Raw genomic sequence first — 11,669 nt, 5'->3', positions numbered from 1 at the left:
GCAGCGCCCTGTACAAAGCCAAGCGCAAGATCGAGAAGGCCAAGGCACAAGTGCGAGCGAAGGTCGAGCACCCGTTTCGAGTGATCAAGCGCCAGTTCGGTTACGTGAAGGTGCGCTTCCGTGGCCTGGCCAAGAACACCGCTCAGCTGGTGACGCTGTTCGCGCTGTCGAACCTATGGATGGCGCGCCGACATTTGCTGACTACCGCAGGAGAGGTGCGCCTGTAATGCGGAAAATGGCTGCTGCGAGGTGCTCGCGGCGGCCAAAAAAGGAGAAATGAGTGGGCTATCTGGCCGGTTTTTGATCGACGGCCCGCTTTCAAAAGCAGCGAGGGCTGAAGTCGACCGGAAATACAGGGCTACTTCAGACCTTCCCTAATTGCTTAATCGTTACCTTGGACACTCTCTACCCCTAGTACAATTCCTCGCGCCCGAATTTTGTGCCACTTTTGTGCCACCGAATTGCATAGCTGGTGGTGGACGGTATTGGACGCTGTTGGATGCAAGATTAGCCTGTAAGCCCCGTATTTACTAGGCTTAAGCCTGTCTAGTAGTGTCCGATAGGATCTATGGGAATCCACTAAATAAGCGCATGGGGTGCAAGGGGTCGAGTGTTCGAATCACTCCGTCCCGACCAAAACCTAAAAAGTCCAGCCACTTAGCAGTGGCTGGACTTTTTTCATTTCGGCGCCCTTCGGGGAAGGGGCCTTGATTTCCGGGAAGAAGTAGAGCTGGGCTTGGAAGTCTGCGTTTGATCACCTTGATGCGGTTGTTCACGCCTTCAAGGAGGCTGGCGTGCGGGGGCGTTGTAGTGGTGCTAGGCCGCCGTTCCGGGCGTGCCGCAGCCAGGCCCGCCAGCCCTCCTGCACGCTGAGGCGTACCAGATTTCCTTTGGCGCATCCTTGAGAACGTAGGCTGTGCCAGTGGCTGGTTGGCCGCGAGCAGCTCCTACGACTGTACGGCGTCTATCCTTGGGGGCGGTTGCGCAGCAGCAGTCGGCAAGCTTTGCTTGACCATCTTGCTCGCTGGTTTGTTTTCGCGCTGGAGGTTGACCTGGTCGACCGGGATCAGGTCGATCAACCTGCGCTACTATGTGAAACATGGTTGTATACCACCTCGGTCTGAGGGCAATGCCGTTTTACTGCTCGGCCGAAGACCATGAGGTGGAGAACGGAATGGCCCATCTGACTGTCCAATTCGGCACGGGTGCCGCGGAGATGTTTCTCCGGGTGGAAAAGATTGATAAGGTGAGGGTCTTTAGACCCAGTAAGGAGTAGGGTGATGAGCGAGGTGTTGTCGATCAACCATGATAAGGCCGGTCACCGGTTCGAAGCCGTCGTGGATGGCGATCGAGCGTACCTGGCCTACATGGATCTGGGACAGCAGACTCTGGACATCTACCGCACCTTCGTGCCGACTTCCCTGCGCGGGCGCGGCATCGCCGCGGCGCTGACCGAGGAGGCACTGGCCTACGCGGACCGCATGGGCTACACGGTCATCCCATCCTGCTCCTACGTCGAGCGCTACATGGAGCGTCGCCGACAGCAGGAAGCCAAGGGCTGAGGTTCTCCTGAAAAAAAGAACGCCGGGCAGTGCCCGGCGTTTTCGTCTTTGCTCCGATCAGTTGCGCGACCTCTTGGGCAGCACCTCTTTGAGCTTGGCGTGCATGGCGCGCACGCTCTTGTCGGTGGTGTCCCAGTCGATGCAGGCGTCGGTGATGGAGACCCCGTACTTGAGCTGGCAGAGATCCTTCGGAATGGGCTGGTTGCCCCAGCCGAGGTGACTTTCCACCATCAGGCCGATGATCGAGGTGTTGCCCTCGAGGATCTGGTTGGCGACGTTGTCCATCACCAGCGGCTGCAGGGCCGGATCCTTGTTGGAGTTGGCGTGGCTGCAGTCGATCATGATGTTCGGACGGATGCCGGCTTTGACCAGTTCCTGCTCGCAGAGCGCCACGCTTACCGAGTCGTAGTTCGGCTTGCCGTTGCCGCCGCGGAGCACCACGTGGCCGTAGGCGTTGCCCTTGGTGGTGACGATGGACACGCCGCCCTGCTGGTTGATGCCGAGGAATCGGTGCGGCCGGGACACCGACTGCAGGGCGTTGATGGCTACTGTCAGGCTGCCGTCGGTACCGTTCTTGAAGCCCACGGCGGAGGACAGGCCGGAGGCCATCTCGCGGTGGGTCTGGGATTCGGTGGTGCGCGCGCCGATGGCCGACCAACTGATCAGGTCCTGCAGGTACTGCGGGGAGATGGGATCGAGCGCCTCGGTGGCGGTCGGCAGGCCCATTTCGGCGAGATCCAGCAGCAGCTTACGGCCGATGCGCAGACCATCCTCGATCTTGAAGGAGTCGTCCAGGTAGGGGTCGTTGATCAGACCCTTCCAGCCCACGGTGGTGCGCGGTTTTTCGAAGTACACGCGCATCACCAGGTAGAGGGTATCGGAGACTTCGTCGGCCAGCGCCTTCAGGCGCTCGGCGTATTCGTGGGCGGCCTTGATGTCATGGATCGAGCAGGGGCCGATCACCAGGAACAGGCGGTGATCCTTACCGTCGAGGATGTCACGGATCACCTGGCGACCGGAGGAGACGGTGCGCTGGGCGGCTTCGGTCAGGGGAAGGTCGCGCTTGAGCTGATCGGGAGTGATCAGGGTCTCGTTGGAGGCGACGTTGAGATCGTCGATCGGTAAATCAGCCATCGTGCAATTCATCAGCTCAGAGTTCACGGGGTCCGCCACTGAGCCATTTCCCCGAGGGGGTTAGCGTCAAGGGCGTGACAGGGGATCGCACCTTAGCGCGTACGGGGCGCTTCGACAATGGGGCGAAAGTCCTGCCTCTGGCCGAATGCCGGCTTCAGCCCGGTTGCGGGAAGTCCGCGGCATAGCGCTCGACCCATTGGCGGGCGACGTCCTCCACCGCCAGGGAGTGCCCGGCCTGCTGCTCGCACTGCTGTCGGTAGCGCTCGATCTGGCAGACCTGCTCGACCATCCGCGCGCGGAACAGCGATTCAGCGTCGAGGAAGGCGATGCCGATCAGGTAGTCATCGGCCTGCTTGCGACACCAGGCGACCACGCCCTTGCAACGCGCCGTCTCGCCGAGCACGGGAATGCGCAGTTCGATGGGGGGCCGCGGCGGAAGGCCCGGTTCGAGTTGCAGGCCACGCCGCCCAGGCTGATATTGTGCAGCCGCATCTTGGGGAGAAAGCGTTGTTCGCGCTCGGCCAGCTCGACCGGCAGCTCACTGGGATGACGCATGTACTGACGCATCGATGACCGGCTCCGGGGGATGGCAATTGGATAGCGCCTTGAACAGTATAGTGGCCGAGCTGGAGCTCACCGATCTGGACGCCGATCGATGTCTGCTGGAGCTGCCGGGGATCTCTCTGGTGATCTTCACCAGCGCCGGTTGTGCTGCCTGTCGCTGGGCCAGGCGCCAGCTACCGACCCTGGAACTGCCGATAGACCGGCTGTGCTGGATCGATGCCGGCCGCAATGGCGGACTGGTCGAGCGCTATGCTGTGTTCCATCTGCCGGCCCTGTTCCTGGTGCGTGATGGCCGGTTCCTCGGAGCCCTGCAGGCGTGTCTGGAGTCGACCGGATTGTCCGCTGCCATTGCATCGGCCCTGAATGGGCCTGAAGAGGAGCTTCCCTGAATGTCCGCATCCCCGCGTCCGCGTATCGGTATCATCGGTACCGGTGCCATTGGTGGCTTCTACGGCCTGCTGCTGGTGCGGGCCGGTTTCGAGGTGCATTTCCTGCTGCGCAGTGAGTTCGCCGCGGTCGCCGAGCGTGGTCTGATTCTTAATAGCGTCGTGCATGGCACCCTGGCCCTGCAGCCAGTGCGGGTCTACCGTTCCGCCGTCGAGATGCCGCCCTGCGACTGGCTGCTGGTGGGTACCAAGACCACCAGCAACGCCGCGCTGGCCCCGGCGATCATCCAGGCTGCAGCGCCGCGGGCGCGGGTGGTGCTGATGCAGAACGGCCTGGGCATGGAGGACGAGCTGCGCCCGCTGCTGTCGGAGGGTCTGCACTTGCTGGGCGGGTTCTGCTACATCTGCGTGCACCGTACCGCGCCTGGGGTGATCGAGCACCAGGCGCTGGGCACGGTGAATCTGGCCTATCACTCCGGACCGGCGGCCGAGGCGGAACGCCTGGCGATCGTCGAGGAAGGGGCGAGCCTGTTCCGGGCCGCGGGCATCGACTCGAAGGCGATGCCGAACCTGGAACAGGCGCGCTGGCAGAAGCTGGTCTGGAACGTGCCCTACAACGGCCTGTCGGTGCTCCTCGATGCCGGCACCGCGGCGCTGATGGCCCAGGGCGAGAACCGTGCGCTGATCGCGGCGATCATGGACGAGGTGGTGCAGGGCGCGCAGGCCTGCGGACAGGCGATTCCCGCAGGCTTCGCGGCGCAGCTGCTGGCTGCCACCGAGCGTATGCCAGACTACCTGCCGAGCATGTACCACGACTTCGCCCGGCGCCGGCCGATGGAGCTGCGGGCGATCTACACCGCGCCGCTGGAGGCGGCGGCCCGTGCCGACTGTGCCATGCCGCGCACGGAGATGCTGTACCGGACGCTACGTTTCCTTGAAGAACGCAACCTGGGCTGAGGCTGAAACCATGGGAAAGGGGCTGGGTGACAAGCTGGTGCTGGCGATTTCCTCGCGGGCACTGTTCGACCTGACGGAGAGCCATCGGGTCTACGAGACCGAAGGGGTGGAGGCCTACCGTCAGTACCAGATCGAGCACGAGGAGGAGATCCTCGCCCCCGGCGATGCCTTCCCGCTGGTGGAGAAGCTGCTCGGCCTCAACCAACTGCTCGGCGAGCCGCGCGTCGAGGTGATCCTGGTGTCGCGCAACAGCGCGGATACCGGCCTACGCGCCTTCAACTCGATCCAGCACTACGGGTTGGCCATCTCCCGCGCCGCCTTTGTCGGCGGGCGCAGCCCGGATCCCTACCTGGCGGCCTTCGGCTGCCACCTGTTCCTCTCCACCCACGCCGAGGACGTGCGCAACGCGCTGCGTTCGGGCTTCGCCGCGGCGACCATCCTTTCCGGCGGGGCGCGCCGGGCGGCCAGTACTGAGTTACGCATCGCCTTCGACGGCGATGCCGTGCTGTTCTCCGACGAAGCCGAGCGTGTCTACCAGAAGGGCGGGCTGGCCGCCTTCCAGGACCACGAGCGCCAGGCGGCTCGAGAACTGCTCCACGGCGGCCCTTTCAAGCCGTTCCTCGCCGCGCTCAATCGCCTGCAGCAGGAATTCCCCGACGAAACCTGCCCGATCCGCACGGCCCTGGTCACCGCTCGCTCGGCTCCGGCCCACGAGCGGGTGATTCGCACCCTGCGTGAGTGGGACATTCGCCTGGACGAGTCCTTCTTCCTCGGTGGCCTGGAGAAGTCGGCGATCCTCGAGGCGTTCGGTGCCGACGTATTCTTCGACGACCAGTTGGGCCACTGCGAGAAGGCTCGCGAGCGGGTCGCCACCGGCCACGTGCCGCACGGGGTGAGCAACGAGCCCCTGCCTTGAGCGCCCGCCGGCCGGTCCTTGCGCTTGTCAGGGCGCTGCTAAGCTCAAACAAGACGCGTTAACTCCGGGCTGTCCTGTCCGCAGATCCCGCCGAGGCAGGTGGGCGCACTTCGCCTATGGCCCTTGCTCTCGTGCAGCGACGGGCTCCGATGCGGCCGCAGAGTCCTTGACAGGCCAAGGAATGGGAGGGTGCATGATCCGTTCGATTCTCTACGCGACCGACCTTGGTTTGTATGCCCCCTACGTGCTCCAGCATGCCCTGGCCCTGGCCCAGGCCTTCCGTGCCCCGCTCAACGTGGTGCATGCCGTGGAGCCGATCAGCCTGCTGGCCGAGTCGGTGCTGAAGAGCTATCTGGATCATGACACCCTCGAGGAGATTCGCAGCAAGGGGCTGAGCACCGTGATGTCCAGCATTGAACGGCGCGTGCTGGAAACCTTCCGCGAAGAACTGGACGAAACCGGCGAGGACGTCACGCTGATCCGCGCGGTGCGCGTTCTGCAGGGGGACCCGCCACAGGTGATCCTGGCCGAGGCCAAGCGTCTGGCGGTCGATCTACTAGTGATCGGCAGCCACAGCCAGACCCTGCGCATGGAAGTGCCCATGGGGCGAACGGCTCAGCGCCTGCTGCAGCTGGCGGAGATACCAGTCTACCTGGTACCTATCCTCCAGCCCCACGAGCAGGGGGCGGCCGAGTAGCTAGACAAAAGGCATGCAAATCTGAAAAAAACGCCTAGTTTTATTCATCTAACCATTAATATGGTTATATGGCGTCGCTGGCCGTCCCAGCGCCGTATTTTCGCTCCGAGGGAAATCTATGAAGCTTCAGCAACTGCGTTACATCTGGGAGGTAGCGCACCACGACCTCAACGTGTCCGCTACGGCCCAGAGTCTCTACACCTCGCAGCCCGGCATCAGCAAGCAGATCCGCCTGCTGGAGGATGAGCTGGGGGTCGAGGTCTTTGCCCGGAGTGGCAAGCATCTGACCCGGGTGACGCCGGCTGGTGAGCGCATCATCAATACGGCGGGGGAGATCCTGCGCAAGGTCGAGAGCATCAAGCAGATCGCCCAGGAGTTCTCCAACGAGAAGAAGGGCACGTTGTCCATCGCCACCACCCACACCCAGGCGCGCTATGCGTTGCCGCCGGTGATCAGCGGCTTCATCAAGCAGTACCCCGAAGTGTCCCTGCACATGCACCAGGGGACCCCCATGCAGATCGCCGAGATGGCCGCGGACGGTACCGTGGACTTCGCCATCGCCACCGAGGCGCTGGAGTTGTTCGGCGACCTGGTGATGATGCCGTGCTACCGCTGGAACCGCTGCGTCATCGTGCCCCAGGGCCACCCGTTGGCCAAGCTGCCCAAGCTGACCCTCGAGGCCCTGGCCGAACACCCGATCGTCACCTACGTGTTCGGCTTCACCGGGCGCTCCAAGCTGGACGAGGCCTTCAATCGCAAGGGCCTGTCGCCCAAGGTGGTGTTCACCGCCGCCGACGCCGACGTGATCAAAACCTACGTACGTCTCGGCCTGGGAGTGGGCATCGTTGCCAAGATGGCGGTAGATGCCAAGCTGGATTCCGACCTGGTGGTGCTGGATGCAAGCGACCTGTTCGAATCCAGCGTGACCAAGATCGGTTTCCGCCGCGGCACCTTCCTGCGCGGCTTCATGTGCGACTTCATCGAACGCTTCGCTCCGCACCTGAACCGCGACATGGTGACCAGAGCGGTGCAGTGCCACAACAAGACCGAATTGGAAGAGCTGTTCCAGGACGTCGAGCTGCCCACCTACTGAGCCCCGAAAACGCAGAATCCGCTGCCGGCGGCCTGGCAGCGGATTCCACGGGATGGATCGCCACCGTGTGGCGATTTTCTTTTCGGGCCGGACTCAGTCACCCCGGTATTCGCAACCGCTGGTGCAGGTTTCGTGGACCCGAACCCGGGACAGCTCGGGGAGCAGCGGTTTCAGCTGCTGCCAGATCCATCTGGCGAGCACTTCGCTGGTCGGGTTCTCCAGGCCAGGAATATCGTTCAGGTAGTTGTGGTCGAGCTGCTCGTAGAGCGGCTTGAAGATCGCCTTGATCTCGGCGAAGTCGCGGACCCAGCCGGTATGCGGATCTACGTTGCCCTGGATGTGGATGGCAACCCGGAAGGAATGCCCGTGCAGTCGGCCGCACTTGTGGCCCGCGGGCACGTGAGGGAGGCGATGCGCCGCCTCGAAGGTGAATTCTTTGAACAGTTCCACGCTCTTGCACTCGTCGATCGGGGCCCGGCAGGGCCCGTGGGAAGGGCACTCTAGCAGCTTTGCCATCAGAGCGGCTGCAGACGCTGGGCCAGGCGGCCGGAGTCGGCCAGTTCGAGGAATTCCTCGCCGAGCCTACGGCTCTCGTCCATGGCCTTGCGCCAGTAGCGCTCGCGGCCTTCGTTGTCGCCCAGATAGCGCTTGAAGTCCTTGCGGTCCGGCAACTTGCCGTGGGGCAGGCGGGCCAGGTACTCAGCCGAGGGGGCGAGCAGCAGCACATCCTGCAGTCGCTCGCCGTCGCTGCGGCGCCAGGGCAGCGCCTTGTCGAACCAGCCGGGGATGACCTTGTCGGTGAAGTGCGGGTAGAGCACCACACCATCGCCGTGGTAAGGCAGATCAAGGTGGTAGTCGAGCAGGCCGCCATCGCGGTAGGTGCCGGCCCCGGCTCCGGGGATGTCGCGCACCCCCTCCATAACCATGGGGATGGAACCGGAGGCCAGCAGGGCATGGCGCAGGTTGCCGCTGTCCAGCGGCAGGTAGCGCGAGGGGAAGTCCCTGAGCTCGCCCAGCGGCGGCGCGCTGCGCGCGTCGTGGAGGATGACCCGCTCGAAGTGTCGGGCCAGACGCGGTCGGCCGAGCAGGTTGTCGGCGATCACCGAGGACAGGCCGAGGCCGAGCCGCCGGCGCTGGTCGTGGGCGAGCAGGCCGTGGCTCTTCACCACCACCACGTTGAGGCGGTAGTGGGGATTGGCGAGGATCTGCGCGTCCTGACCGGCGAGAAGGTCGTCCAGCATGCGGCGGCATGTGCGCGAGACCTCCGCGATGCTCGCCTTGCTGCCGAAGCGTTGGCTGGTGTAGAGCTCGCCGAGCCGGCGGAGGCCCTCGGCGGCATCCGGCAGGCAGGCGCTGGCAAACCGCCAGGCCCCGATGGAAGCGCCGATCAGCGCGCGTTCGCGCGGCGCGCGCGGCAGCCATTCGCCGAACAGCGCCAGGTCCAGGCCCTGAATGCCGAGGGCCTTGGGGCCGCCAGCCGCGCCGGGCAGGATACCTACCTCAGCAGGCTGCAGGCCACGCTCGCGGATGCGCTGCAGGGCCCGGCGGCCGGCCTTGAGGGTCAGGGCAGGGAACTTGATGTGGATAGCGCTCATGCCGGCCTCCGCTGAATCGAGGCCGCCGATTATAGGGGATTGGCGATTCAGGTTGAGTTAAGTCCCCGGCGCTAAGGTGGTTCCCGTAGACAACAGACTGCTTCTGCAGGAGATTACCGCCATGAAAAAAACGACTGCTTTGCTTGCCCTGGCCGCCCTGGCCCTGTCCTTCGGCGCGCAGGCCCGTGACCTGGGGCCCGACGAGGCCCTGCGCCTGCGCGACGCCGGCACCATCCAGTCCTTCGAGCAGCTCAACGCCGCGGCGATCGCCCTGCACCCCGGCGCTACCGTTCACGAGAGCGAGCTGGAGGAGGAGTACGGCCGCTACATCTACCAGGTGGAGCTGCGTGATCCGCAGGGCGTCCGCTGGGACGTCGAGCTGGATGCCACCAATGCCAAGGTTCTGAAGGATCACCAGGACGACTGATGAAACCGCTCATCCGCTACAGCGGCATCCTGGCCCTGATCCTGGCCCTTCTGCTGCCGAGCTGCGGCAGCGAGGCACGGGATCTGGATCAGGATGAGGCCCTCAGGCTACGGGAGGCCGGGATCATTCAGCCTTTCGACCGGCTGTGGTCCGCGGTCATGGCCCGCTATCCGGGCTCGCGCCTGCTGGAGGTGGAGCTGGAGGAGGAGAAGGGCATCTATGTTTATGAAGTGGAGCTGATCACTCCTGCGGGTGTGGTACGGGAGCTGGAACTGGATGCCCGGGACGGGCGCATCCGAAAGGACGAGGAAGACTAGATGCGTTTGCTGCTGGTGGAGGATCACGTACCCCTGGCCGACGAACTGCTGGCCGGCCTGGGCCGGCAGGGCTATGCGGTGGACTGGCTGGCCGACGGCCGCGACGCGGCTTATCAGGGGGCGACCGAGCCCTACGACCTGATCATTCTCGACCTGGGGCTGCCAGGCAAGCCGGGCCTCGAGGTGCTCAGGGAATGGCGCGCCGCGGGGCTCGCCACGCCGGTGCTGATCCTCACCGCGCGCGGCTCCTGGGCAGAACGCATCGATGGCCTGAAGGCCGGCGCCGACGATTATCTGACCAAGCCCTTCCACCCCGAGGAGTTGCAGCTGCGCATCCAGGCGCTACTGCGCCGCGCCCACGGCATGGCCAACCAGCCATGCCTGGAGGCGGCCGGCTTGCAGCTCGACGAGGCGCGCCAGTGCGTCAGCCAGCGCGGCCGCGAGATCGACCTGACCGCCGCGGAGTTCCGCCTGCTGCGCTACTTCATGCTGCATCCCGGGCAGATCCTCTCCAAGAGCCATCTGGCCGAGCATCTCTACGATGGCGAGAGCGAACGGGATTCCAACGTCATCGAGGTGCACGTCAACCATCTACGTCGCAAGCTGGGCCGCGAGGTGATCGAGACCCGCCGCGGCCAGGGCTACCGCTTCCACGGGGTTGCCGGGTGAGCTCGATCCAGCGCCGGTTGAGCTTTGGACTGCTCGGCGTGCTGCTGGTGGTCGGCCTGATCGTCGCCCAGGGCAGTTTGTGGCTCGCCGATCTCGGCTTGCGCCGCTATCTGGAAGGCTCGTTGCGCTACGACACCGAGAGCCTGCTGGCGGCCATGGTACGCGGGCCGCAGGGCATCCAGCTGGATGAGCAGCGCCTGATGGCCAGCTACCAGCGGCCCTTTTCCGGTCACTACTTCCGTATCGACTTCGACTCCCAGAGCTGGCGCTCCCGCTCGCTGTGGGACCACGAGCTGCCGGCGCCGGGCCAGACCGGTCTGCAGAAGGCCCTGGGCGACGGCCCGGACGGCCAACTGCTGCTGGTCTACCGTGTCGACTACCGGCGCTTCGGCCAGCCGATCAGGATCACCGTGGCGCGCGACTACAGCCCGGCGCTGAACAGCCTGCGCGGCTTCCAGTGGCTGATGCTGGGCGTCGGCGGCGGGGCGTTGCTGCTGATCCTCTTCCTTCAGCGGCTGATCGTCCGCCGCGCGTTGCTGCCTCTGGAGCGCACCCGCCAGCAGATAGAGCAGCTGGAGGAGGGGCAGCGCACGGTGTTGGACAGCTCGGTGCCGCTGGAGCTGGAGCCGCTGGTACGGCAGATCAACCATCTACTGACCCATACCGAGGAGACCCTGAAGCGCTCGCGCAACGCCCTGGGCAATCTCGGCCATGCGCTGAAGACACCGCTGGCGGTGCTGCTCAGCCTGGCCGAGCGTGACGAGCTGAAGGCCCATCCCGAGCTGCATGAGTCGCTGCGCCAGCAGCTGGCGTTCATCGAGCAGCGCCTGGGCCGCGAGCTAGGCCGCGCACGGCTGGCCGGCGAGCCCCTGCCGGGCGCCTATTTCAATTGCGACGAGGAATTGCCGGGGCTATTCGAGACCCTGGCGATGATTCACAACCGCGGCCTGCAGCTGGACTGGCAGGCGCCCTTGGGGCTACGTCTGCCCTACGATCGAGAGGATCTCCTCGAACTGCTTGGCAACCTGCTGGACAACGCCTGCAAGTGGGCGCGGCGGCGAGTACGCCTGAGCATCGAGGTGGACGAAGGGGGTTACCGGCTGCTGGTGGACGACGATGGTCCGGGGGTCAACGCCGAACAGCGCGAGGAGATCCTCTGCCGCGGCACGCGTCTGGACGAGCAGGTCGCCGGCCATGGTTTGGGCCTGGGCATCGTGCGGGATATCGTGGAGAGCTGGCGGGGGCGACTGCTGCTGCAGGATAGCCCGTTGGGCGGCTTGCAGGTGCGGGTGGAGCTCCCGCGGGACCTGTCGCGCTCCCGGCGCGCGGGGCAGTGAGGCGTAGCCCAGGTA

The 11,669-nt window shown here is 64.9% G+C and carries 14 protein-coding genes and 1 pseudogene; 11 read left to right on the top strand and 4 right to left on the bottom strand.

Annotation, left to right across the window (positions count from 1 at the left end; translation table 11 throughout):
• The coding region (locus H165_RS0107635) for an IS5/IS1182 family transposase (RefSeq protein ID WP_017938332.1) at positions 1 to 227 on the top strand (227 nt) is incomplete at its 5' end.
• A gap of 1,053 nt (positions 228 to 1,280) precedes the next feature.
• Complete coding sequence (locus H165_RS0107625; RefSeq protein WP_017938330.1) at positions 1,281 to 1,562, top strand: GNAT family N-acetyltransferase; 282 nt, start codon at positions 1,281 to 1,283, stop codon at positions 1,560 to 1,562.
• Between the two features lie 57 nt (positions 1,563 to 1,619).
• Here the strand turns inward: H165_RS0107625 and H165_RS0107620 are convergent, their stop codons facing one another.
• Together H165_RS0107620 and H165_RS18460 are read right to left on the bottom strand one after the other, a co-directional pair.
• Positions 1,620 to 2,696, bottom strand: a complete 1,077-nt coding sequence (locus H165_RS0107620; RefSeq protein WP_017938329.1) for a 3-deoxy-7-phosphoheptulonate synthase — start codon at positions 2,694 to 2,696, stop codon at positions 1,620 to 1,622.
• A gap of 154 nt (positions 2,697 to 2,850) precedes the next feature.
• Positions 2,851 to 3,263: pseudogene (locus tag H165_RS18460) on the bottom strand (PilZ domain-containing protein).
• Positions 3,264 to 3,265: 2 nt separating this feature from the next.
• Between H165_RS18460 and H165_RS0107610 the strand changes: the two are divergent.
• From H165_RS0107610 to cysB, 5 genes are all read left to right on the top strand, one after another.
• Positions 3,266 to 3,649 (top strand): YbbN family protein, encoded by a 384-nt coding sequence (locus H165_RS0107610; RefSeq protein WP_051059494.1) that lies wholly within the window; start codon positions 3,266 to 3,268, stop codon positions 3,647 to 3,649.
• Entirely contained in the window at positions 3,650 to 4,603 is a 954-nt protein-coding gene (locus tag H165_RS0107605) for a putative 2-dehydropantoate 2-reductase (RefSeq protein WP_017938326.1), read from the top strand. It begins immediately after the preceding gene.
• A gap of 10 nt (positions 4,604 to 4,613) precedes the next feature.
• Positions 4,614 to 5,519, top strand: a complete 906-nt coding sequence (locus H165_RS0107600) for a 5'-nucleotidase (protein WP_017938325.1) — start codon at positions 4,614 to 4,616, stop codon at positions 5,517 to 5,519.
• 193 nt (positions 5,520 to 5,712) lie between these two features.
• Positions 5,713 to 6,216: a universal stress protein gene (locus H165_RS0107595; protein ID WP_017938324.1), complete on the top strand. Its 504-nt coding sequence runs from the start codon at positions 5,713 to 5,715 to the stop codon at positions 6,214 to 6,216.
• 118 nt (positions 6,217 to 6,334) lie between these two features.
• Entirely contained in the window at positions 6,335 to 7,309 is a 975-nt protein-coding gene (cysB, locus tag H165_RS0107590; protein WP_017938323.1) for an HTH-type transcriptional regulator CysB, read from the top strand.
• A 93-nt stretch (positions 7,310 to 7,402) separates the two neighbouring features.
• Here the strand turns inward: cysB and queD are convergent, their stop codons facing one another.
• On the bottom strand, positions 7,403 to 7,759 hold the full coding sequence (gene queD, locus H165_RS0107585; RefSeq protein WP_026146446.1) for a 6-carboxytetrahydropterin synthase QueD: 357 nt from the start codon (positions 7,757 to 7,759) through the stop codon (positions 7,403 to 7,405).
• Positions 7,760 to 7,824: 65 nt separating this feature from the next.
• Positions 7,825 to 8,904, bottom strand: a complete 1,080-nt coding sequence (locus H165_RS0107580; protein ID WP_017938321.1) for a patatin-like phospholipase family protein — start codon at positions 8,902 to 8,904, stop codon at positions 7,825 to 7,827.
• Between the two features lie 121 nt (positions 8,905 to 9,025).
• On the opposite strand from H165_RS0107580, the gene H165_RS0107575 reads away from it, so the two are divergent.
• The 4 genes from H165_RS0107575 to H165_RS0107560 are packed head-to-tail and all read left to right on the top strand — an operon-like array spanning position 9,026 to position 11,654.
• Complete coding sequence (locus H165_RS0107575) at positions 9,026 to 9,331, top strand: PepSY domain-containing protein (protein WP_026146445.1); 306 nt, start codon at positions 9,026 to 9,028, stop codon at positions 9,329 to 9,331.
• Positions 9,331 to 9,648, top strand: a complete 318-nt coding sequence (locus tag H165_RS0107570) for a PepSY domain-containing protein (RefSeq protein ID WP_017938319.1) — start codon at positions 9,331 to 9,333, stop codon at positions 9,646 to 9,648. The genes H165_RS0107575 and H165_RS0107570 overlap by 1 nt, the downstream gene beginning before the upstream one ends.
• Positions 9,649 to 10,317, top strand: a complete 669-nt coding sequence (locus tag H165_RS0107565; RefSeq protein ID WP_017938318.1) for a response regulator transcription factor — start codon at positions 9,649 to 9,651, stop codon at positions 10,315 to 10,317. It begins immediately after the preceding gene.
• On the top strand, positions 10,314 to 11,654 hold the full coding sequence (locus H165_RS0107560; RefSeq protein ID WP_026146444.1) for a sensor histidine kinase: 1,341 nt from the start codon (positions 10,314 to 10,316) through the stop codon (positions 11,652 to 11,654). The genes H165_RS0107565 and H165_RS0107560 overlap by 4 nt, the downstream gene beginning before the upstream one ends.
• Positions 11,655 to 11,669 lie beyond the last annotated feature (15 nt).

This window comes from Pseudomonas thermotolerans DSM 14292 (assembly GCF_000364625.1).
GTDB classification, from domain to species: Bacteria; Pseudomonadota; Gammaproteobacteria; order Pseudomonadales; family Pseudomonadaceae; genus Aquipseudomonas; species Aquipseudomonas thermotolerans.
The sequence above is the reverse complement of the archived record's forward strand: the minus strand, read 5'-3'. Positions and strand labels throughout refer to the sequence as shown.